Below are 22,189 nucleotides of genomic sequence, written 5' to 3'. Positions count from 1 at the left end.
GAGTCATGAGCGTCCGACCGCCCGCAGCCCCGGCCCGGAACCCGTCACCGCGATCGCGCCGTCGAGGTCCGTGCGCAGCACCACCGCTCCCCCGGACCTGAGCGCCTCGACGGTACCGGCCGCCGGGTGCCCGTACGGGTTGTCCCTGCCCACGCTCACCAGCGCGAGTCGCGGGTGAGCACTGCGCAGCAACGCGGGGTCCTGGTGGGCGGAACCGTGATGGGCGACCTTGAGGACGTCCACCCGCGGCAGCGCCGGGTACTGGCGCAACAACCCCTGCTGGGCCGGTGGTTCGAGATCTCCGAGGAGCAGCAGGGTCAGTCCGCCGGTCCGGACGAACAGCGTGACACTGGCGTCGTTGGGCTCCTCCGGTTCGGGGACTGCCGTGACACCGCCGACGGGCCACAGGACGCGCCAGTCGAGCGGACCGATGCGGCGCCGCTCCCCCGGCGCCGCCCGCATCACAGGGACCCGTGCGGCGGCAGCCGTTCTGCGTACGAACGCGGCCTGGTCCGGCGGTTCGTCCAGGCTCGTCGTCTGGATCGCGCCCACCGCTCTGCCCCGCAACACGCCGGGTAGGCCCCGGACATGATCCGCGTGGAAGTGCGTGAGCAGCAGCAGTGGCACCCGGGTGACGCCCAGGTCGTGCAGGCATCGGTCGGCGAGCCGTGGATCCGGCCCGGTGTCGATGACCACGCCGTCGCCGGCCCCCGCCGCCAACACCATGGCGTCCCCCTGGCCCACGTCGCACATCGTGAACACCCAGTCCGGTGGCGGCCATCCCGTCAGCACCCGGGTCAGCGGCACCGGTCGCAGCACAGCGAGGATCAGCAGCAGTGCCGCGGCCGAACACACCCACGGGTGGCGCGCGATGCGGCGGGCGGACAGCACCGCGAGCGCCGTGAGGGCGGCAAGCAGCAGCGCTCCCTGCCAGCCGTCGGGCCAGTCGGCCTCCGCCCCTGGGAGGGCCGCTCCGGTGCGGGCCACGGAGGCGATCCACCCGGCCGGCCACCCCGCGATTTTGGCGAGGAGCTGGGCCACCGGTATGGCCACCGGCGCCAGGGCGAGCACGGCAAACCCGAGGACGGTGGCGGGCGCCACCGCGAACTCGGCCAGCAGATTGCACGGAATCGCCACCAGGCTGACCCGCGAGGCGAGCACCACGACGACCGGCGCACACACCGCCTGCGCCGCGGCAGCGGCACCCAGCGCCTCCGCGAGCCGGGGCGGCACCCGGCGCCGCCGCAGGGCGGCACTCCATAGCGGCGCAACGGTGAGCAGTGCCCCGGTGGCCAGGACGGAGAGCACGAAGCCATAACTACGGGCCAGCCACGGGTCGTACAGCACGAGAAGCAGAACGGCGGCCGCCAGTGCCGGAATCAGCGACCGGCGGCGCCCCGTGCCGATGGCCAGCAGCGTGATCAGCCCGCAGACCGCGGCCCGCAGCACACTCGGCTCCGGCCGGCAGACGAGGACGAAGGCGAGAGTGAGTCCCCCGCCGAGCAGCGCGGTGATCCGCAGCGACAGACCCAACCGAGGTGCCAGACCGCGGCGTTCGACCCGAAGCGCGGTGCCGGGTGGCCCGATGAGCAGCACGAGCAGAATCGCCAGATTGGCGCCGGAGACCGCCATCAGGTGCGTGAGATCGGCTGCTTGGAACACATCGTGGAGTTCGGGGGTGACCCGCGAGGTGTCACCGACGACCAGCCCCGGCAGCAGCGCACGCGCATCGGGCTCCAGCCCCTCGGTCGCCGTGCGCAGCCCGGCGCGCAGAACACCCGCCGCGCGCTGGACAAGGGTGGGAGGCCCGGTGACGCGGGGCGGGCCGTTGCCGTCCGGCCGCAGTACGGCGGCGTTGCGCTCCCCGCTGTGCAGAGGCGGCGAGAGGCGGCCGCTCAGGCGCAGCCGTGTGGACGGCAGCAGCCGCTGCCACTGCGCCGCCGAGCGGTCGGGGGACACGATCATCAGCACCGGGACCCGGAGCCGGGTGACGGCGCCGTCGGGCGCCGTCAGCCGGGTGATCTCGGCGTCCAGGAGCAGGGCGACCGGGGTGCTGTGGTCACCGCGGACCTGGGTCCGGGTCTGCCGTGCGTCGGACGTCACGGTCACCTCCGCCTCGACCTGCGCGAAGCGCTGCGCGAGGCCATGAACCGGCTCCTGCCGCAGGTACGCGCTGTGCAGCCCGGCAGCCGTCGCCCCGGCAGCCGCGCACAGCAGAGCGGCGGCGGCCGCGGTGGCGTGCAGTCGGCGCCGCTTCCGTACGGCGCTCTCCCCGCCGTCCCGGGCGTCTCCCTCGCCGGCAGGCCGGGCGCACGTGGCCCGGGCCGCCGATGCCCGCGACACGCCCAGGAGCGCCAGGCCGGCGACGAGACAGACCACTGTCCCCACAGCCGTCCAGCGCCCCGGCGCCCCCACGGCGAGGGCCGCGGCTGCCCAGGTCGCCAGGGCAGGCGGGACGAGCCTCAGATCGACCGGGCCCTCCTGTTGCGGGTCGGAGACACCCAGCCGTCGGCCCGACACCGTATGGACGTCCTGATGGGTGCCCGGTTGGACGTCCGGACGGGCTGCCGGTCGCAGGTCCTCGGGGCGGCTCATGGCCGCACCAGCGGTTGGAGGTCGGCGAACCGGCGGTCGCCGATCCCATTGACCTCACGGAGCTCACCGACGGACCGGAAGCCGCCGTGCTGCGTGCGGTAGTCGACGATGTGCTGGGCGAGAACGGGGCCGACACCGGGCAGGGTGTCCAGCTGTTCCACCGTCGCGCTGTTGAGGCTGACCGGACCGGTCGCGGGGCCGCCACCGGCGCCCGTCGCAGCCCCTCCCACGGCAGCTCCTCCTGTGGCGCCGAAGGCCTGCGGCCCGGGTGGCGCACCCACCACGACCTGTTCCCCGTCCATGAGCACCCGCGCCCGGTTGAGCCCGGTGAGATCCACGCCGCTCCGGACTCCGCCCGCCGCCCGCAGCGCGTCGGCGACACGCGCACCGGACGGTAAGGGGTAGATGCCCGGCCGGCTCACCTTGCCGCTCACATCGACGACGATCCCTCCACCCGGTCCTCCGGTGGGCGGCGGTCCGGGTGATGGATCGGGGGTGCGGGCCCGCTCCACGCCCCCTTCCATGCGTGGGTCCGATGCCGGGGCCTGCGCGCCCTCGCTGACCGGATCGGGGGCACGGACGGACTGCGGGCGTGCGGACCAGAAGTGGACGGCGGCGAAGACCGCGGCGGCGACCAGGACGACGGCGAGCGCGGCGAGGGTTCTCGGCTCCAGACCGCACCTGAGCTGCAACCACATCGGGAGCCGCTCCCGCACCGCCGGAACCAGCCGCTCCCACCGCCCTGGCGCGATCGGAGCCGTCGGCACCGCCCGCGCGTTCTCCTCTGCCGGAGTCGGCTGTGGTACCGGAGGCGGCGCAAGGCCCACCACCGGCCGGGAGACGCGCCCCCCGTACGCACCGGCCATGAGTGCGTCCGCGCGATGCCGCGAAGCCGCCGCGACCCCGGCGGCACGCCCACGCGCCAACCGTCGTCGCCCGGGTGCGGGTCCGGGTCGAGGTCCGGAGCCGGACCCAGGACCGTGTCCGGCGCCGACGCCCTGGCCCGCACCGGACCCGCGCCGGGCGCGCACGTCCGACGCCGCAGCGCGGCCGGGTCCACTTCCACTACTTGCACGGTGTGCTCGATGTGCACGATCTGATCGGGGAGCCATGCCTCATGACGCTAGGCACATTCGCCGGAACCCGTTGAGCAGCCCTGATTCCGGTGGAAAGCCGACCGGTTGTGGATAACTCCCTCACCTTCACGAGCGAGATCAGCGAGGCGAAACCACTGCTCCGAGCAGACCGGGACCGGTGTGCGCGCCGATCACCGCGCCGACCTCGCTGACATGCAGATCGACGAGTCCCGGAACACGCTCCCGCAGCCTCTCGGCCAGCCGCTCGGCCCGCTCGGACGCCGCCAGGTGGTGCACGGCGATGTCCACCCGGCCGGTGCCCGCCCGCTCGGCGACGATCTCTTCCAGCCGCGCGATCGCCTTCGACGCCGTCCGCACCTTCTCCAGCAGCTCGATCCGGCCACCGTCCAACTGGAGCAGGGGTTTCACCGCGAGCGCCGACCCCAGCAGCGCCTGGGCCGCGCCGATGCGTCCCCCGCGGCGCAGATAGTCCAGCGTGTCGACGTAGAAGTAAGCGGAGGTGCCCGCGGCCCGCTTCTCGGCGGCCACGACCGCCTCGTCCAGGCTGCCGCCCGCCTCCACCGCCTCGGCCGCAGCCAGGGCGCAGAACCCCAGGGCCATGGCGACCATGCCGGTGTCCACCACCCGTACCGGCACCGGGGCATCCTTCGCGGCGAGCAGCGCGGCGTCGTACGTGCCCGAGAATTCGGCCGAGAGGTGCAGCGAGACGATGCCGGCGGCGCCGGCTTCGGCCGCAGCCCGGTATGTGGCGGCGAAGACCTCGGGACTGGGGCGGGACGTCGTCACGGGGTGCCGCTTCTGGAGCGCCAGCGCGAGGGAGCGGGCCGAGATCTCGGTGCCCTCCTCCAGCGCCTGATCGCCGAGGACAACGGTGAGCGGCACTGCGGTGATGCCATGCCGCTCCATCGCCTGGGGCGGCAGGTAGGCCGTGGAATCGGTGACGATCGCGACATGGCGGGACATGAGCGGGAGGTTACCTGCCGGGGCGCTGTCTCGGCAGTCCGACCCCGACCGAGTGATCACTTCCGATCGCTTCGGGCCGCATCCTGCCACGACCGATCACATCAGTTCGAGCCCGGGCTTTCGGCCGGCCCCACCTGCTCAATTGGTCGTCTCTGGCCGCACGGCCTTCTGCCAGGGGTAACCGGCCTGCGCCCTGGGGTCCCGAGCCGTGAGCGCCTCCGGACCCTCCTCGCCGGTCTGCGCGCTCCGCGCCCGGTCGCCCCCACGCCCACCAGCACCGCCGCCAGCACCAGCACCAGCACCAGCACCAGCCGAAGGCTCCTCCACCGTCCAGTGCCGCAGCGCCCCCGCCTCGACATCGATCTGCGTGTTCAGCGCCGCCAGATCGTCGTCGGCGAACTGCCGCGCCCGGTCGCGCGCGGCCCACCGCAGCGACTCCGCCGAGTGCGTGATCCGCTCCGTGCGCTGCTTCAGGCCCGGCAGCAGCGACGCGACCGTCGCCCGGTCGGGCTCGCGCTCCAGCCTCTTCAGTTCGTCATCGAGCTCCCGCCCGTGCACGCTCAGTCGCTCGAACAGTCCCAGCGACTCCGACAGCGAGGCGTCCTCGGCCACGCCCGCCTGCAACGCCTCCTGGGTGGCTCGCATCGACGTCCGCAGCGAGAGCCGCAGCTGTGCCAGCTCTCCGGCCACTCCCACCTGGCCGAAGCTCTTCGCCCGCAGCGTGGTCTCCTCGACCGTGCGGCGCGCCTGCGTGATCGTGCGGTCCACGCCACGCTTCGCCGCGCCGATGACCTTGACGCTCACATAGACGCCCAGGGCCATGAACGCGACAAAGAGCAGCCCCAGGATCAGGATCACGGCTTCCATGACGCCCCTTGGATGTCGATTCGGCTGCCGACTACCGGCCCCTCCACCGTAAACGGAACGGGCAGGCCGAGGGTTCCTTCGGAACCCCTAACCTGCCCGTAAGGGAAAGCCCTCACACCGTCGTGTGCCGTTCGGCGGCTAGCCGGAGACCGTCACGCAGGGACGATGTTGACCAGCTTCGGCGCACGCACGATCACCTTGCGGATCCCGGCCCCGTCCAGCGCCGCGACCACTGCCGGGTCGGCCAGGGCCAGCGCCTCCAGCTCCTCGTCCGTGATCGACGGGGAGATCTCCAGCCGTGCCTTGACCTTGCCCTTGACCTGCACCACGCAGGTCACGGTCTCGTCCGCGACGTACGCCGGGTCGGCGACCGGGAAGTCCTGGTGCACGACCGAATCGGTGTGGCCCAGCCTGCGCCACAGCTCCTCGGCGATGTGCGGCGCCAGCGGCGCGACCAGCAGCACCAGCCGCTCGGCGACGGACCGCGACAGCGGGCCGCCCACCTTGGTCAGGTGGTTGTTCAGCTCGGTGACCTTGGCGATGGCGGTGTTGAAGCGCATCCCGGCCATGTCCTGGCCGACGCCGTCGATGGCCTTGTGCAGCGCGCGCAGCGTGTCCTCGCCGGGCTCGGTGTCCACGACGGTGACCTCACCGGTCTCCTCGTCGACGACGTTGCGCCACAGCCGCTGCAGCAGCCGGTACTGACCGACGACGGCGCGGGTGTCCCACGGCCGCGACACGTCCAGGGGGCCCATCGCCATCTCGTACAGACGCAGCGTGTCCGCCCCGTACTCGGCGCAGATCTCGTCGGGCGTGACGGCGTTCTTCAGGGACTTGCCCATCTTGCCCAGGACGCGGCTGACCTTCTCGCCCTGGTGGTAGAACGCGCCGTCGCGCTCCTCGACGTCGGCCGCCGGAACCGCGATGCCGCGGCTGTCCCGGTAGACGAACGCCTGGATCATGCCCTGGTTGTACAGCTTGTGGAACGGCTCGGCCGAGGAGATGTACCCCAGGTCGTGCAGGACCTTGGACCAGAACCGCGCGTACAGCAGGTGCAGTACGGCGTGCTCGGCGCCACCCACGTACAGGTCGACGCCACCGGTCGGCCGGCCCTCGCGCGGACCCATCCAGTACTGCTCGATCGCCGGGTCGACCAGCTGCCGGTCGTTGTTCGGATCCAGGTAGCGCAGCTCGTACCAGCAGGAACCTGCCCAGTTGGGCATGGTGTTGGTCTCGCGGCGGTACTTCTTCGGGCCGTTGCCGTCGCCCAGGTCCAGCGTGACGTTGACCCAGTCGGCGTTCCGTGACAGCGGGGTCTCGGGCTGCGTGTCGGCGTCATCCGGATCGAAGGTGCGCGGCGAGTAGTCGTCGACCTCCGGCAGCTCCAGCGGCAGCATCGACTCGGGCAGCGAGTGGGCGATGCCGTCCTCGTCGTACACGATCGGGAAGGGCTCGCCCCAGTAGCGCTGGCGGCTGAACAGCCAGTCACGCAGCCGGAAGTTGACGGTTCCCTCGCCCAGGCCCTTCGCCTGCAGCCATGCGGTGATCTTCGCCTTGGCCTCGACGACACCCAGGCCGTCCAGCGAGATCTCGTCGCTCGCGGAGTTGACCAGCTTCGCCTCGTACGAGGCGAATGCGTCGTCCCAGGTGGAGGGGTCCGTGCCGCGGTCGTCCGACGGCTCGACGACACAGCGCATCGGCAGCTCGAAGGCGCGCGCGAAGGCGAAGTCGCGCGCGTCGTGCGCTGGAACGGCCATGATCGCGCCGGTGCCGTAGCCCATCAGGACGTAGTCGGCGATGAAGACGGGCACCTTGTCGCCGCTGACCGGGTTGGTCGCGTACGCGCCGGTGAAGACACCGGTCTTGTCCTTGGCCTCGGCCTGGCGCTCCACGTCGGACTTGGCAGCGGCCTGCTTGCGGTAGGCGGTGACTGCCTCGGCCGGGGACGCGTGACCGCCGGTCCACACCGGGTGGGTGCCCTCGGGCCAGGCGGCCGGAATGATCCGCTCCACCAGGTCGTGCTCGGGCGCCAGCACCATGTAGGTGGCGCCGAACAGGGTGTCCTGGCGGGTGGTGAAGACGGTGATGTCCCCCGCGCCGTCGACCGGGAAGTCGACACGCGCGCCCTCGGAACGCCCGATCCAGTTGCGCTGCTGCAGCTTGATCGCCTCGGGCCAGTCCAGCCCGTCCAGGTCGTTCAGCAGCCGGTCGGCGTAGGCGGTGATGCGCATGTTCCACTGGCGCAGTTTGGCCTTGAAGACGGGGAAGTTGCCGCGCTCGGAACGGCCGTCGGCCGTCACCTCTTCGTTGGCCAGTACGGTGCCCAGCCCCGGCGACCAGTTGACGGGCGCGTCGGACGCGTACGCCAGGCGGTACTGACCCAGGACGTCGGCGCGTTCGACGGCGCTCAGCGCGCTCCAGTCACGGCCGTCCGGGGTCGGGCGCTCACCGTTCTCGAACTGCGCGACCAGGTCGGCGATCGGCCGGGCCCGGTCCGCCTCGGTGTCGTACCAGGAGTTGAAGATCTGCAGGAAGATCCACTGGGTCCACTTGTAGTAGTCCGCCTCGATCGTCGCGAACGAGCGGCGCTTGTCGTGGCCCAGCCCCAGCCGGCGCAGCTGGGCCTTCATGTTCTCCATGTTGGCCTCGGTGGAGGCGCGCGGGTGCGTACCCGTCTGTACGGCGTACTGCTCCGCCGGCAGGCCGAAGGCGTCGAAGCCCAGGGTGTGCAGCACGTTGTGCCCGGTCATGCGCTGGTGACGGGCGAAGACATCGGTGGCGATGTAGCCCAGCGGGTGACCGACGTGCAGGCCCGCACCTGAGGGGTACGGGAACATGTCCATGATGAACTTCTTCGGCTTGGCGGCCAGTTCCGGATTGTCCGCCAGATCGCCGGTCGGGTTCGGCGCCTCGTACGTGCCGTGGGCGTCCCAGAAGTCCTGCCAGCGTGCCTCGATGTCGGCAGCCATCGCCGCTGTATAGCGGTGCGGCGCAGCCACCTCGGATGCGGAATTCGTCTCGCTCATGATCCTCAAAGCTCCATCGATCGTCATCTGCCAGCGCTTACGGAAACGAAAAAGCCCCTCGCACAGGAGGGGACGCCGCGCCGATTCCAACCAGGCATTCACACCGGTCGGGACTGATCAGCGCGGCTCGCTAAGCAGAAGGCGTACGGCACGCATGGCGTCAGGGTACCGCACAGGCCCGGAGCGCAGCCCGGCGCTGCCGCTCCGTGGACAACGACGGACGACGGAGCCCCCGGAAAGGCCCGAGGAACGCCCCGGGAGGAGCCCCAGGAAGCGGCAGCGGATCGTCCGGAAGGCTCTGCCGGGCTTCCGTGAGGCAGCGACGGAACGTCCGGGAAGCGGGGGTTACTCCGCGTACCGCCCTCTATCGGGGCAACCGCTCAAACCCCGTACTGGCCGGTATGGAGCGACTTAGCATGCCGCAACGGGACCGCTTTGCCGAACAATTCGGAGTCGCCCCAATGAACCCTCATCGCAAGATCCGCTCATCCCCCACCTTGAGCGCCGGACCGAACCGCTCGGTACAGGGCGGGCTCACCGTCGCCGTGCTGGTTCTCATCCCTCTGCTCGCCGTCGCAGGGAGCGACGACTTGCGCGCCGCACTCGATTTCACCACCGGTGTGCTGTCACTGGTCTCGCTCACCACCGCGGTGGCCTGGGGCCTGATCGCCACCGACCGGCTGTTCCTGTCCTCACGGCAGCGCCTGCTCGGCCAGGGCATCCACCGGGCCGCTGCCGCCGCCTCGCTCGGCTTCCTGCTCCTGCATGTCACCGTGAAGGTCACGCTCGGACATGTGGCGCTGCTCGGCGCCGTCATACCTTTCGGCCTCGGTGTGCGTGGCACCGCCGGGCTGATCGGTTTCGGCTCGCTGGCCGGCCTGCTGATGGTCGTCGCCGCCGCGACCGGCGCGCTGCGCAGTGCCTTCGCCACCCCGGGCCGCATCGCGGGCCGCTGGCGCGCGCTGCACGCACTGTCCTATCCGGCCTGGTGTGCGGCGCTGATCCACGGTCTGTACGCGGGCCGGCCACCCGCGACCTGGGTCGTCGTGATGTACAGCCTCTGTCTGGTCGCGGTGGCCGCCGCCCTGTGCCTGCGGCTGCTGCCGCCGCCGACGAAACGCCGGATCACCGACCTGATCGCCGCTCTGATCAAGCCGGACGCCCTCCTCTCCGAGCCGGATCCGGCGCTCCGCGAGTCCCCTCTGCCCGGCGCGGAGCGCGTACTTCCGCTCGGTCGGGAGGAACTGGGCCGGGAGGAACTGCGCCGGGAACGTGCCTACGGCGGGCTCGGCCGGGACGAACTGGGTCGCGACGAGCCCGGGCGGGAGCTGCGAGGCACCCCGCTGCCATCATCGTTCGACCGCCCGCGCACGCCTCTCTCCGCACCCGCCCCACCGCTGTACGAGGCTCCGTACGAGACTTCGTACGAGGCTCCGCCCCGCAACGCCGACCGTCTGGCCACGAGCCCCGACACCGGACCCGTCGGGGGCACAGGCCCCACCCGTACAGGCCCCGACCCCGGAATCTCCGCCGCCTACCGTGCTGTCTCACGGGCCGCCGAGAACGCGGTCCCGGTCCCCGGGCCGAGCCCTCAGCAACCGGCCGGCCGCTGGCCCGCTCCCTCACCGGCACCACCGGTCCAGGCGCAGACCCAGACGTTCCGTCCCCCGTACGAACCCGCCCAGGAGCACCCGTACGACCCGTACGGAACCGACGTGCCGACCGGCCCGCTGCCCGCCGTCGACGAGACCGCACCGCTACCGGGGCCGCTCTATCCGCCCCCTGCCGGAGAACCCTGGCAGGCACCCGCAGGAGACCGACCGTGAACCTCCCCCTCCCCGACGTGCCCGAAGTCCGTGTCGTCGGCCTCCCTCAGCTGACCACCGGCTTCGACCTGGTGGAGCGGCTCGACCTCGCCATGCATCTGAAGGTGCACGGACCGCTCGAACCGATGACCGGAGAGCGCCTGGCCGAACTGGCCGAAACCATCTCGCTGCGTGGCCGCGGCGGTGCGGGCTTCCCCTTCGGGAAGAAGCTGCGTGCCGTCGCCAAGGCATCGATCCGGCGCGGGGTACGCCCCGTCGTCGTGATCAACGGCAGCGAGGGCGAGCCGGCCTGTCGCAAGGACACCGTCCTGCTGAACCGCGCACCGCACCTGATCCTGGACGGCGCCCTGCTGGCGGCGGAGGCGCTCGGCGCCCGCACGCTGATCGTCGCCGTCACCCGTAACTCCACGGAGATCTCCATACGCAACGCTCTCGCCGAGCGTGGCCTGTCCGACCGTCGCGGACAGCAGCTGCGCGCCCGGGTGGTGCGCACCCCCGAGCGGATGGTCTCCGGCGAGGCCTCCGCGGTCATCAGGGCGGCGGGCGGTGGCCCCGCGCTGCCGCCGGGCCGTCGCGAGCGGGCGGCCGAGTCGGGCGTCGGCGGCGCCCCGACACTGCTGTCGAACGCCGAGACATACGCGCAGCTCGCCGTCGCCGCCCGGATCGGCGCCCGACGCTACGGGCACACCGGACTGCCCGACGAGCCCGGCACGGTGCTGCTCACCCTCTCCGGCGCCGTCTCGCGCCCGATGGTCATCGAGGTGCCCACCGGTGTGCCCCTGCGGTACGTACTCCAGCTCGCCGGCGCGCCGCCACTGCCCCAGGGCGTGCTGACCGGCGGCTACCACGGCAACTGGATCGATGCGATGGCCACGCACGACGCCGTCGTCTCCCGGGCATCCCTGGCGGCGGCGGGCGGCGCGCTGGGCGCGGGCGCGATCCTGCCGATCGGGCCCGAAACCTGCCCGCTGGGCGAGTCGCTGCGGATCGCGAACTGGCTGGCCGCCGAGACCGCGGGCCAGTGCGGCCCCTGCAAGCTGGGGCTGCCGGCCGCGGCCGGTGGACTGTCCGACCTGCTGAACGGCGGCGGTCCCGCAGCCCTGGAGGCGCTGCGCGAGGTGACGCAGGCGGTGAAGGGCCGGGGCGCCTGCAAACATCCGGACGGCTCAGCCCGCTTCCTGGCCTCGACCCTGTCCGCGTTCACGGACGATCTGGCCGCGCACGTCCTGGACGGCGGCTGCGGCCGGGAGACGGTCGGGGTCCTGCCCCTGCCCGCGCCCGGCTACCAGGACCTGGAGGAGTCCATTCCGAGCGGCGAGAAGCTGGCGGTGGACTGGACACTCTGCAAGGGGCACGGACTCTGCGCGGACATCGTCCCGGAGCTGATCAGGCTGGGCCCAGACGGTTATCCCGCGCTCGCGGACGCCGCGGTTCCGGTGCATCTGCGAGGGCGTGCGCAGCGCGCTGTGCGCCGGTGCCCCGCGCTGGCACTCCGTATTGAGCAGGCACCGGCGGAACGTCCCGCGCTGCCGCCGGCCGCCGGCCGCAAGGCTCTTGGCAGCGGCCGTAGTTGACCTGCACAAACAAGCCCTGCACAGACAGGAAGCGGGTCATCCGATTCGGATGACCCGCTTCCTGTTACTTCACTGTGGAGCTAAGGAGAATTGAACTCCTGACCTCCTGCATGCCATGCAGGCGCTCTACCAACTGAGCTATAGCCCCGTGCTGTTTTCCGCCCGGTCTCCCTGGCGACATCGAGAACATTACACGGTCACCCCGGCCCACCACCAAATCGATTCCCCGCGGTGTCGGTATGACCCGATTCGGGAGGGTCGCCTGGCGTGGGCGCTCAGGCGGTGGCAAAGGAGTAGAAGCGCTTCAGGGTGCAGTGCTCCTCCAGGAGCCGCCCGTAGATCGGCTCCCCTTCCAGTTCCCGATATGTCTCGATCGGGTCGCCTTTTATGATCAGCGCCCGCGCGCACTCCTCGCACCAGTACTGGTACTCGAGGTTGATCGGGTCCATGTCCCTGACGATGGGCGTACCGCTGCCGCACCAGTCGCACTTCCGCCTGTGTGCACCCATGAGTCAGCCGACGCCGCCTTCGGGGAACTCGGAGACCTCGGGGGCTTCGGACACTCGGGAAACTTCGGGAACAAAGGGCAGGTCCGCGACCTCGTGGCGGCTCGCAGGCATCGCGCGCTCCCTCCCGTTCGGTCCGTCTCCCCCTCCGGCGGTCCGATTCTGCCATGGCCCCGCAAGGGGGTCAGCCCTGCGGAGAATCGACCGGCTGCCGACGCCGTACAGACCTGCCGACGCACCCGCGATCGCGGCCATCAGGAGCGCGAAGGCGCTTACCCACAGCGCGCCCGCGGACCCGTGCGCCCCTGGCGTATCAAGGTGGTTGAGGAAGCGCGTGCCGAAGGTCGCGACACCGATCAACCGGCCGAGCTGGGTCACGGCCACCAGCACACGCTCGCATCGGCGGCGCCCTCCGGCCGTACGGCGGCGGGCGCGCCCGGCAGGGTGGAACCGAAGCCCAACGCCAGTCCGGCCCCCATGACGACCAAAGCGGCATACAGCCCGATTTCGCCCTCCCCTCCATCACGCATCACGAGCCCGACAGCCACTGAAGCGACAGTCACCAGGACGAACCCGCCCCGAACCAGGATCTTTTGGGATCCCCACCGCCGCACCCACGCCCTGAACCAGCCGGAAGGCGATCAACTGCCCGGCGCCCGAAGCCAGTACGCAGGCGAACGAGGCAGCGCTGAAGACCGCGAGCGACGGGCTGCAACCCGTTGCCGGACGCGCCGAGTTCGGTACGGATCGCCGGGGCGGCGACATTGACGATGAAGGTCGCGATCACGGCGACAGGGATCCGCAATGTGGCGTGGACTTTGTTCACGGTGGCCGAGAAAGACTGTCCCGTCGTGCACCGGCCCCAGGACCTGCGGGCTGCCGGAGTGCCGGATCGTGGCGTACACCCCGGCGGACGAGGAGAGTGGGGGCTGGCGGCGCTGCGCCTACGCCGTGAGGAGCGAGCCCGGAACGCAAGGATCCCGCCCCCTGACGGGGACGGGATCCTGATTGTGGAGCTAAGGAGAATTGAACTCCTGACCTCCTGCATGCCATGCAGGCGCTCTACCAACTGAGCTATAGCCCCGCTGTTCGCTGTGTTTCCCTGCGTTTCCGCGCTGCGAACAAGAAGAACTTTAGCCTGTGACCAGCCAGAAAGTGAAATCCGGCCGACGCCGCCCGGAGGCGGCCTCCGGCCACCGAACCGGCGCGCCCCGAGGAGGCACGCTAGGCGTCATCGCCGAGCACGGGCTCGGGCAGCGTGCCGGCGTTGTGCTCCAACAGGCGCCAGCCGCGCGCACCCTCGCCCAGCACCGACCAGCAGCAGTTGGAGAGTCCGCCGAGCCCTTCCCAGTGGTGCGCTTCCAGGCCGAGCAGCCGCCCGATGGTCGTGCGGATCGTGCCGCCGTGGCTGACCACGACGAGTGTGCCGCCGTCGGGCAGCTTGTCGGCGTGATCGAGCACGACGGGGGCGGCCCGGTCGGCGACCTCGGTCTCCAGCTCGCCACCGCCGCGCCGCACGGGCTCGCCGCGCTTCCACGCGGCGTACTGCTCGCCGTACTGCCGGACGATCTCCTCATGAGTGAGGCCCTGCCAGGCACCCGCGTAGGTCTCCCGCAGCCCCGCGTCATGGGCGATCTCCAGCCCGGTGATCGCGGCGAGCTCGGCGGCCGTGGCCGCCGCCCGTCGCAGATCGGAGGCGACGATCGCGTCCGGCTTCAGCGAGGCGAGCAGCCGGGCGGCCCGGTGGGCCTGCCCGACGCCGGTCTCGGTCAGCTCGATGTCCGTGGACCCCTGGAACCGGCGCTCCAGGTTCCACGCCGTCTGGCCGTGTCGCCAGAGGACGATCCTGCGGCCCCTGCCGCTACTGCTGCCGTTCAGCTCAGGTCACCTTCCGTGCTGCCGGTGAGCTGGGCGTGCTCCTCGGCCTTGCCGCGGGTCTTGACGGCGTCCTCGGGGAGCGCGATCTCGGGGCAGTCCTTCCAGAGGCGCTCGAGCGCGTAGAAGACACGCTCCTCGCTGTGCTGGACATGGATCACGATGTCGACGTAGTCGAGGAGGATCCAGCGGGCGTCGCGGTCGCCCTCGCGGCGCACCGGCTTGACACCGAGCTCCTTCTGGAGCCGCTCCTCGATCTCGTCGACGATCGACTTGACCTGGCGGTCGTTAGGGGCCGAGGCCAGCAGGAATGCGTCCGTGATCGACAGCACGTCGCTGACGTCGTACGCAATGATGTCGTGCGCGAGCCGGTCGGCGGCCGCCTGAGCGGCGGCGTTGATGAGCTCGATGGAGCGGTCCGTGGCGGTCACAAGCAGGCTTTCGTCGGCGGTCAGATCAACCTCTAGGGTCTCACGGACCGCCGACAGCCCACGCAGCGATCTTTCGAAGATCGTTCAGGGCGCGGAGCCCCGACTATTTGATCTTGTAGTCCTGGCCGAGGACAACGGACACATCGACGTTCGCGGCAGGCTTGCCCTGCTTCACCGCGCTCGTCGGCAGGCCCAGGGTCTTGGCGACCTGGGTCGCCTTCTCCTTGTCGGCCGCCGCCCTGTAGACGACCGCGGACGACACCGCGGTGTCGGTGCTCCCGCCGCCGACGAAGGCATAGCCACCGTTGACCAGCCTGATCCGGGCGGACTCCGTGCCGTCCTGGTTCCCGGTGCCGTTCTTGACGCCGACCCGCACAGCCGCGTCCTGGTCCGGGGCCTTCACCGTGCCCCCCAGGATGTCCTTGACGACGCTCTCGGTGGCCGCGTCGGTGAGGGTGCCGTCGGGCTGCACCGGCAGCAGTGCCGTCTTGTAGTCGCCGATCTTGGCGTGCTCGGCGAGCTTCGCGAGGGACGCGCCGAGGTCCTTCTCGGGCAGCGACGGGTCCAGGATCTGCGCCAGCGTCTGCACCGTGACCGTGGCGGCCTTCGGATCGTCCGAGATCTTCCGCAGCACTCCGCGCATGACCTGCCCGAACCGCATGAGCTGCTTCGTCTCGGCCTCACCGGGGCCCCGGTAGGTGGCGTACGCAACGGCCATCTGGCCGCTCAGGGTCTGCGCCTCGCCCTTCTTGACCAAGGGCGACGCACCCTTCTTGGCGTCCGGCACATCGATGTCCGTATCGACCTCGATGTTGCCGACCAGGTCGACGAGGTTCTCCAGGTACGGGGTGTCGAGCCGCCACGTGCCGCTGATCTCGGTGCCGAGCAGTGTGTCGATGGACTCGCGGGTGCCGTTGGAGCCGTCGTCGTCGACGGACTTGCCGAGGGTGGTCGTGCTGCCCTCGTCGTCGGATACCGCGAGCGAGTTGGGCAGCAGGACCGTGGTCCCCTGCTTGGTGGTCACGTTGTCGACGAGCAGCGCCGTGGAGGTGCCGCCCTTCTTGGTGTCGTGCAGATGGACCACGATGACGTCTCGCTTCTGCGGACCCGTCGTCGCGGTGTTCTCCTTCTCCGAGCCGCCGAGGCCCGGTATCTTGCCCGCGGACCAGAGGTAGCCGACACCGCCGACCACGACCAGGGCCACCACGACGATCAGCGCGACCATCCGGTTGCGGCCGCGGCGGCGCGCCTCCTCGCGCCGCTCACTGCGGCTCTCGGTGAACTTCAGCCAGTCGATGACGTCTTCGGAGTCCTCGTCGGGCTCCTCGATGAAGGAGAACTGCCCGGTGCCGTAGTCACGGTCCGCCCGGCGCTGCTCGGGAACGACCGTCTCCGGCTCGAACTCCGGCTCCCGCTCCCGCTGCTGCGGGGCGGGCGCCGGGGCGGCCGTCGGTGTGGGGGCCTGCTGCGGGATGTTCCACTGCGCCGTGGTGTCGACCGCGGCCGGCTGCTGGCCGGTGTCGTAGCCGTATCCGTCGTAGCCGTAGGCCTCCTGCTGAGACTGTTGAGGCTGCTGGGAGGCGTATGGGTCGTACTGCTGAGGCTGCTGCGGGGGCTGGGACTGCTGCGGGGGCTGGTGCTGGGTGTACGGGTCGTATCCGTATCCCGGCTGCCCCTGCCCCTGCTGCGCATACGGGTCGTACTGCCGCTGGGGCTGCTGTTGTTGTTGCTGCTCCTGCTGCTGCCCGGGCTGCTGATACACCGGCTGCCCGTACTCGTCGTAGCCGACGATCTGCGGCTGCGGGTAGTACGGGTCGTACGGGTTCTGTCGGTCGTTCACCGGTGCCCCTCTCCGTGGCTCATTCGCCGCGGTACAGCTGGCGCTTGTCGATGTAGCGGACCACACCGTCCGGCACCAAGTACCAGACCGGTTCCCCCTGCGCGACTCTCGCACGACAGTCCGTGGACGAGATCGCGAGCGCCGGGACCTCCACGAGGGAGACACCGCCCTCCGGCAGCCCGTCGTCCGTGAGTACGTGCCCAGGCCGTGTCACACCGATGAAGTGGGACAGCGAGAACAGCTCCTCGGCGTCCCGCCAGGTGAGAATCTGCGAGAGCGCGTCGGCGCCGGTGATGAAGAAGAGGTCCGCGTCGCCATGGACCGCGCGCAGGTCCCGCAGCGTATCGATCGTGTACGTCGGTCCGCCACGGTCGATGTCACTGCGGCTGACCGAGAACTGCGGATTGGACGCCGTCGCGATGACCGTCATCAGATAGCGGTCCTCGGCCGGGGAAACCTGCTTGTGGCTCTTCTGCCACGGCTGCCCGGTCGGAACGAAGATCACCTCGTCGAGGTGGAACTGGGCGGCCACTTCGCTGGCCGCCACCAGGTGTCCATGATGAATCGGGTCAAACGTCCCGCCCATCACGCCGAGTCGGCGTTTGCCGCGGCCGGTAGGCACTTCCTGCTCTCCCATGCGTGCAGAGCCTACTGGCACAGCTGTACGCCTCTGCCTCAGCGGTCGCGGTTGAAGCGGGTGGTGATCCACAGCAGGAGCAGAAGCGTGACGAACGCACCGCCTCCGGTGAGGTACGGGCTGAGGCTTTCGTGGTTACCACCGTGCTCGCCGCCCTCGGAGGCGAGAGTGACCAGCTGGTGTGCGGTGCTCGTGAGGCTCATCTTCGGCAGGACCTATCGATCGGGAGTCGGAAGGAAGACGTCGCGGACATCGTATGCGGGGGCCCCGGGCACGCTCACGCCGACTCAGTCGTTGTTGTCGTCGTTGCGGTATCCGCGCAGCAGGAACCAGGCGAGCAGCGCCGCGCCGATGAGCGCGGCGAGCAGCACGATCCGAAGGGTGTTGCCCGGGCCCTGGTCCTCGGATGCGGCGGCGAGCAGAGCAACGGTGTGCGGCATGTTGGGCGTCTCCTCAGTTATCCACAGCCCCCCGCACACCGTAGCCCCAGCACCTACGCTGGGACTTGTCAGGGGGCGAGCGACGTCTCGTACGAACAGGGGGCCCAGTTCATGACCGACAACAGCCACGCGAGTCACGAGCACGTGCCGAGCAGGCAGCGCAGGCGTTTCTCGGGCATCTCGTCCCGGGCGTACGAACACCCGGCGGACCGGTCGGCTCTGGTGGCCCTGCGCAAGCTGAGCGGTTTCGACACAGTGTTCAAGGCGCTGAGCGGCCTGCTGCCCGAGCGCAGTCTGCGGTTGCTCTTCCTCTCCGACTCCGTACGGGTGAGCGACGCCCAGTTCGCCCATCTCAACGACATGCTGCGCGACGCCTGTTACATCCTGGACCTGGAGAAGGTCCCGCCGATGTATGTGAACCAGGACCCGCAACCGAATGCCATGTGCATCGGTCTCGACGAGCCGATCATCGTGGTGACGACGGGGCTGGTGGAGCTGCTCGACGAGGAGGAGATGCGGGCCGTCGTCGGCCATGAGGTGGGGCACGCCCTCTCCGGTCACGCCGTCTACCGCACGATTCTGCTGTTCCTCACCAATCTCGCCCTTAAGGTCGCCTGGATCCCGCTCGGCAATGTGGCAATCATGACGATCGTGATGGCGCTGCGCGAGTGGTTCCGCAAGTCGGAGCTGTCCGCGGACCGGGCGGGGCTGCTGGTCGGCCAGGATCTGCAGGCCTCCATGCGCGGTCTGATGAAGATTGCCGGCGGCAATCATCTGCACGAGATGAATGTGGACGCCTTCCTCGCCCAGGCGGACGAGTACGAGAAGGGTGGCGACCTGCGCGATTCCGTACTCAAGATCCTCAATGTGCTGCCCCGATCCCACCCGTTCACCACGGTGCGCGCGGCCGAGTTGAAGAAGTGGTCCGAGAGCCGCGACTACCAGCGGATCATGGACGGCCACTACCCGCGGCGCGAAGACGACAAGGACACGTCGGTGACGGACTCGTTCCGGGAGTCCGCCTCGCACTACGCCGACTCGGTGCGCACCAGCAAGGACCCGCTGATGAAGCTCGTCGGCGACATAGCCGGCGGCGCCGGGGATCTGGGCGGCAAGCTGCGCGACAAGTTCACCGGCGGCAGCCACGGCGGTGGTGCGGCAGGCAAGGGTGGCGCTACGGATGACTCCGGGGCGACCCGGCGGTCGGGGACGGAGGACCCGGGGAGCCCTCAGGGGCCCGGGCCGGCCGGGAGCTGACCTCCAGCGTCCCGCAGAGCGCCGCTGTGGGCCGGCCCGTCGCATACGGGTCGGTGCCCGCCGGCCCGCGGGAGGCCGCGCGCTCGCCGGCGAGCAGCGGGTGCAGGGTGCCGGTCCTGTCCGTCGAGCAGGCCTGCGGTCCGGCCTGGACGTAGCTGGTCCGCAGCTCCAGCCGGTGCAGCCGCAGGTCCTCCCGGTCGAAGCGGAAGTGCAGCTCGCGCCGTACCGTGAACAGCGAGACGCCGCCTGCTCGTTGGGGGCCTGCGGCGGCTGGACGCAGGGCGTACGTGAAGGTGTGGTCCGAGACCACCTCCAGGGTGTCGGACCCCGCCTCGGAGTAGGCCAGGGTGCCCTGGACCCGGATGTCCGGGTCGGCCAGCGCCACCTTCGCCGGATCGAACCGCACCAGCCAGCCGGTCGCGGCATGCTGCCCGTCGTCGGCCGATCGGGTCATGCTCCGGTCGAACTGGTTCGTCTGGTCCGGGTCGAGCAGCAGCCCCACCGGCCGCACCGAGCCGCCGGTGAGGACGTCGGGGTCGAGGGAGGACGCCACCAGGTAGTCCTTGACCGTGGTCAGGGCAGTGATCACCTGGCTGTCCGAGAAGTTTTCGGTCCGCCGGGTCATCGGAAGGTTGATGCCTGCGGCACCTGTCCGGAAGTGGGCGGCGGGGCTGGTGGCGTAGAGGTCGGCAGCCTTGCCGCCGGGGACGGCGCCGCGGGGCGCCAGGGGTATGACGGTCGACCGGAGCAGTTCGGCGCGTCTGCCGACGGGTGGCTGGTACGGATTGCTGAGGCCCATGTAGACGGCCGTGGCGAAGGCGAGGGCTATCAGGACGATCAGGGCGATGACGGCCCGGGTTCCGGTGCGGAAGTGCCGGGCCGGGAGGCTGCGTACGGCGCGGGCGTGCTCGCCCATGCGCTCCTGGGCGGAGAATTCCTGGAGCCGGGCAGCGCGAACGAACGACTCGTCGAAGACGACGGACCGGTACTCGTCCTCACCACCGCCGGGGAGCCCCTCGGGTGCTCCTTCTGGCGGTTCTCCACGGCCTGTCATGACTTCTCCCGACTCCACGTCACCGGCCGAAGCCGACACGCTACGCACTGCTTCGGCCGAAAGGGCCTCGGGCAGGGCCTGTCCGTCACGAGTTCGCGTGTGCGGACGAGTGAGAAGCCCCCTCCGGGGGAGGGGTCACACTTTCAGGGTAGGTCGATTGCCACGAACGTAAACGCTCTGGCGTGTGAGAACTCGGAGCGAGCTCTCACGCGCCACGGCAGCCGCGCATCAGTGCGTGCGTGGGACCGCAGACACCGCGGGGCGGAAATAGTCGGCGGAAGCGGATGGGGTGACACCGGAGCCGGGCGCGCTGTCCACGCCGGTCGTGGCGGGTGGTGGGACCTGGTCCTGACGGTTGGCCGAGGCGCCCCGGTAGACGGCGCTGAAGGCCAGCGCGACCATGCCGATGCCCATCAGCAGCGCGAGCAGCCAGGCCACCGGGCGGTGCCACCGCGCGGCGCCCCGGTAGGGGCGTAGAGAGCCGCCGTGGCGCCCGTACGGGCCGTTGTCGTAGTCGTCGAGCCCGTCGTGGTCCAGCGGGTCGCCGTAGGGGCTCCCGCGGCCGTATGCGCTGCCCGGCCCGTATCCGTCGCCGTACAGTTCGTCGTCGGCGGGGCCGCCGCCGGCGCGGGCCCGGGCGGCCTCGGCCTCGGCACGCGCCTGGGCGGCAGCCAACAGCCGCTCGACCGCGGTGGCTTCATGGAACTCGGCAGCCCGGACGAAGTCCTCGTCGAACACCACGGAGGCGAAGTCCTCGTCCGCGCCCCCGCGGTCGTCGTCGGGCTCCCAGCCGTCCGGAAACGGCCTGCCCCCCACGTCGTCCGGCACAGCTTCAGCGTAGCCCCGGCGGGTCGTTTTGGGCAGGGAGACTGCAAACTCGCCGGGTACCCAAGATCACCGTACGTGACCGTCCCCGGTCACGATGTACTTCGTCGAGGTCAGCTCCGGCAGGCCCATCGGGCCCCTGGCGTGCAGTTTCTGGGTGGAGATTCCGATCTCCGCACCGAACCCGAACTGCCCCCCGTCGGTGAACCGGGTGGACGCGTTCACGGCGACCGTCGTGGAATCCACCAGTTGAGTGAACCGGCGGGCGGCAGCCTGTGACGTGGTGACGATCGCCTCGGTGTGGCCGGAGGACCAGAGCCGGATGTGGGCGACGGCCGCGTCCAGCGATTCGACGACGGCGGCCGCGATGTCGTACGAGAGGTACTCGGTCTCCCAGTCCTCCGGCGTCGCCGGCACGACGGTGGCCTTGGACCCCTCGGCGAACTCCAGCACCCGCTCGTCGCCGTGCACCGTCACCCCTGCGTCGGCCAGCGCGTCCAGCGCCCGGGGCAGGAACTCCGCGGCGACGTCCTTGTGGACCAGCAGCGTCTCGGCGGCGTTGCAGACACTCGGCCGCTGGGCCTTGGAGTTGATGAGGATGTCGACGGCCATGTCGAGGTCGGTCTGCACGTCCACGTACACATGGCAGTTGCCGGTACCGGTCTCGATGACCGGAACGGTGGACTCCTCGACGACCGTGCGGATCAGGGAGGCACCGCCGCGCGGGATCAGTACGTCGACAAGACCGCGGGCCCGCATCAGTTCCCGTACCGAGTCACGGTTCTCGCCCGGCACCAGCTGCACCGCGTCGGCCGGCAGTCCGGAGCCGCCGACCGCGTCGCGCAGCACCCGGACGAGTGCGCTGTTGGAGGCGTACGCGGAGGACGAGCCGCGCAGCAGGACGGCATTGCCGGACTTCAGGCAGAGCGCCGCGGCGTCCACCGTGACATTGGGCCGGGCCTCGTAGATGATCCCGACCACGCCGAGCGGCACCCGGACCTGACGCAGGTCGATGCCGTTGGGCAGGGTGGAGCCGCGCACCACTTCGCCGACCGGATCGGGCAGCGCCGCCACGTCCCGCACATCGGCGGCGATGGCCCGGATCCGCTCGGGAGTGAGGGTGAGCCGGTCGACGATCGATTCGCTGGTCCCGGCCTCGCGCGCACGGGCCACGTCCTCGGCGTTGGCCGCGACGATCTCGGCCGTCCGCACTTCCAGCGCGTCCGCGATCGCCAGCAGCGCGTCGTCCTTCGCCGCGCGCGGCAGTGGCGCGATGTCCGCGGCGGCGGAGCGGGCCCGGTAGGCGGCCTGGGCGACCGGGGACATGTTGTCGTACGGCGAAAGCGTGGTCATGCCCGCAGAGTAGTGCGCACACT

The 22,189-nt window shown here is 70.6% G+C and carries 20 protein-coding genes and 2 tRNA genes; 3 read left to right on the top strand and 19 right to left on the bottom strand.

The window, feature by feature from the left end:
* Positions 1-3 precede the first annotated feature (3 nt).
* From OHA03_RS20375 to leuS, 5 genes are all read right to left on the bottom strand, one after another.
* Positions 4-2,595 (bottom strand): ComEC/Rec2 family competence protein, encoded by a 2,592-nt coding sequence (locus OHA03_RS20375; RefSeq protein WP_267005239.1) that lies wholly within the window; start codon positions 2,593-2,595, stop codon positions 4-6.
* Positions 2,592-3,707, bottom strand: a complete 1,116-nt coding sequence (locus tag OHA03_RS20370) for a ComEA family DNA-binding protein (protein WP_267005238.1) — start codon at positions 3,705-3,707, stop codon at positions 2,592-2,594. The genes OHA03_RS20375 and OHA03_RS20370 overlap by 4 nt, the downstream gene beginning before the upstream one ends.
* A gap of 102 nt (positions 3,708-3,809) precedes the next feature.
* A complete protein-coding gene (locus OHA03_RS20365) occupies positions 3,810-4,655 on the bottom strand; it encodes a DegV family protein (RefSeq protein ID WP_267005237.1) in 846 nt (281 codons plus the stop codon).
* A 138-nt stretch (positions 4,656-4,793) separates the two neighbouring features.
* A complete protein-coding gene (locus OHA03_RS20360; RefSeq protein ID WP_267005236.1) occupies positions 4,794-5,522 on the bottom strand; it encodes a hypothetical protein in 729 nt (242 codons plus the stop codon).
* Positions 5,523-5,674: 152 nt separating this feature from the next.
* Positions 5,675-8,548 (bottom strand): leucine--tRNA ligase, encoded by a 2,874-nt coding sequence (gene leuS / locus OHA03_RS20355; protein ID WP_267005235.1) that lies wholly within the window; start codon positions 8,546-8,548, stop codon positions 5,675-5,677.
* 461 nt (positions 8,549-9,009) lie between these two features.
* On the opposite strand from leuS, the gene OHA03_RS20350 reads away from it, so the two are divergent.
* Together OHA03_RS20350 and OHA03_RS20345 are read left to right on the top strand one after the other, a co-directional pair.
* Complete coding sequence (locus tag OHA03_RS20350; RefSeq protein WP_267005234.1) at positions 9,010-10,374, top strand: hypothetical protein; 1,365 nt, start codon at positions 9,010-9,012, stop codon at positions 10,372-10,374.
* Complete coding sequence (locus tag OHA03_RS20345) at positions 10,371-11,948, top strand: NADH-quinone oxidoreductase subunit NuoF family protein (RefSeq protein ID WP_267005233.1); 1,578 nt, start codon at positions 10,371-10,373, stop codon at positions 11,946-11,948. The genes OHA03_RS20350 and OHA03_RS20345 overlap by 4 nt, the downstream gene beginning before the upstream one ends.
* Before the next feature lie 75 nt (positions 11,949-12,023).
* Here OHA03_RS20345 and OHA03_RS20340 read toward each other — a convergent pair.
* The 11 genes from OHA03_RS20340 to OHA03_RS20290 form a co-directional block, all read right to left on the bottom strand.
* Positions 12,024-12,096 (bottom strand) — tRNA-Ala (locus tag OHA03_RS20340).
* Positions 12,097-12,223: 127 nt separating this feature from the next.
* Positions 12,224-12,457 carry a hypothetical protein gene (locus OHA03_RS20335; RefSeq protein ID WP_030921150.1) on the bottom strand — a complete coding sequence of 78 codons (234 nt, stop codon included), beginning with the start codon at positions 12,455-12,457 and terminating at the stop codon, positions 12,224-12,226.
* Positions 12,458-12,460: 3 nt separating this feature from the next.
* Positions 12,461-12,832, bottom strand: coding sequence for a hypothetical protein (locus OHA03_RS20330; RefSeq protein ID WP_267005232.1), 372 nt, complete (start codon positions 12,830-12,832; stop codon positions 12,461-12,463).
* Positions 12,829-13,002, bottom strand: a complete 174-nt coding sequence (locus OHA03_RS20325; protein WP_267005231.1) for a hypothetical protein — start codon at positions 13,000-13,002, stop codon at positions 12,829-12,831. The genes OHA03_RS20330 and OHA03_RS20325 overlap by 4 nt, the downstream gene beginning before the upstream one ends.
* A gap of 463 nt (positions 13,003-13,465) precedes the next feature.
* Positions 13,466-13,538 (bottom strand) — tRNA-Ala (locus OHA03_RS20320).
* 140 nt (positions 13,539-13,678) lie between these two features.
* A complete protein-coding gene (locus OHA03_RS20315) occupies positions 13,679-14,332 on the bottom strand; it encodes a histidine phosphatase family protein (protein ID WP_030921157.1) in 654 nt (217 codons plus the stop codon).
* Positions 14,329-14,760, bottom strand: coding sequence for a ribosome silencing factor (rsfS, locus tag OHA03_RS20310; protein ID WP_267005230.1), 432 nt, complete (start codon positions 14,758-14,760; stop codon positions 14,329-14,331). The genes OHA03_RS20315 and rsfS overlap by 4 nt, the downstream gene beginning before the upstream one ends.
* Before the next feature lie 103 nt (positions 14,761-14,863).
* Entirely contained in the window at positions 14,864-16,600 is a 1,737-nt protein-coding gene (locus OHA03_RS20305; protein WP_267005229.1) for an LCP family protein, read from the bottom strand.
* Between the two features lie 19 nt (positions 16,601-16,619).
* Positions 16,620-17,237, bottom strand: coding sequence for a nicotinate-nucleotide adenylyltransferase (nadD, locus tag OHA03_RS20300; protein ID WP_267005228.1), 618 nt, complete (start codon positions 17,235-17,237; stop codon positions 16,620-16,622).
* Between the two features lie 38 nt (positions 17,238-17,275).
* On the bottom strand, positions 17,276-17,440 hold the full coding sequence (locus OHA03_RS20295; protein ID WP_030921167.1) for a hypothetical protein: 165 nt from the start codon (positions 17,438-17,440) through the stop codon (positions 17,276-17,278).
* 84 nt (positions 17,441-17,524) lie between these two features.
* Positions 17,525-17,677 (bottom strand): hypothetical protein, encoded by a 153-nt coding sequence (locus OHA03_RS20290; RefSeq protein ID WP_176902209.1) that lies wholly within the window; start codon positions 17,675-17,677, stop codon positions 17,525-17,527.
* 111 nt (positions 17,678-17,788) lie between these two features.
* Between OHA03_RS20290 and OHA03_RS20285 the strand changes: the two genes are divergently transcribed.
* Positions 17,789-18,934, top strand: a complete 1,146-nt coding sequence (locus tag OHA03_RS20285) for a M48 family metallopeptidase (RefSeq protein WP_267005227.1) — start codon at positions 17,789-17,791, stop codon at positions 18,932-18,934.
* Here OHA03_RS20285 and OHA03_RS20280 read toward each other — a convergent pair.
* The 3 genes from OHA03_RS20280 to OHA03_RS20270 form a co-directional block, all read right to left on the bottom strand.
* Positions 18,852-19,988 (bottom strand): hypothetical protein, encoded by a 1,137-nt coding sequence (locus OHA03_RS20280; RefSeq protein WP_267005226.1) that lies wholly within the window; start codon positions 19,986-19,988, stop codon positions 18,852-18,854. The genes OHA03_RS20285 and OHA03_RS20280 overlap by 83 nt on opposite strands.
* A gap of 228 nt (positions 19,989-20,216) precedes the next feature.
* Entirely contained in the window at positions 20,217-20,816 is a 600-nt protein-coding gene (locus OHA03_RS20275; protein ID WP_267005225.1) for a hypothetical protein, read from the bottom strand.
* 66 nt (positions 20,817-20,882) lie between these two features.
* Positions 20,883-22,166: a glutamate-5-semialdehyde dehydrogenase gene (locus OHA03_RS20270; protein ID WP_267005224.1), complete on the bottom strand. Its 1,284-nt coding sequence runs from the start codon at positions 22,164-22,166 to the stop codon at positions 20,883-20,885.
* Between the last annotated feature and the right edge of the window lie 23 nt (positions 22,167-22,189).

Origin of the sequence: Streptomyces sp. NBC_00154 (genome assembly GCF_026342835.1) — a bacterium.
Lineage (GTDB): Bacteria > Actinomycetota > Actinomycetes > Streptomycetales > Streptomycetaceae > Streptomyces.
This window is presented reverse-complemented; position numbering and strand designations above follow the sequence as displayed.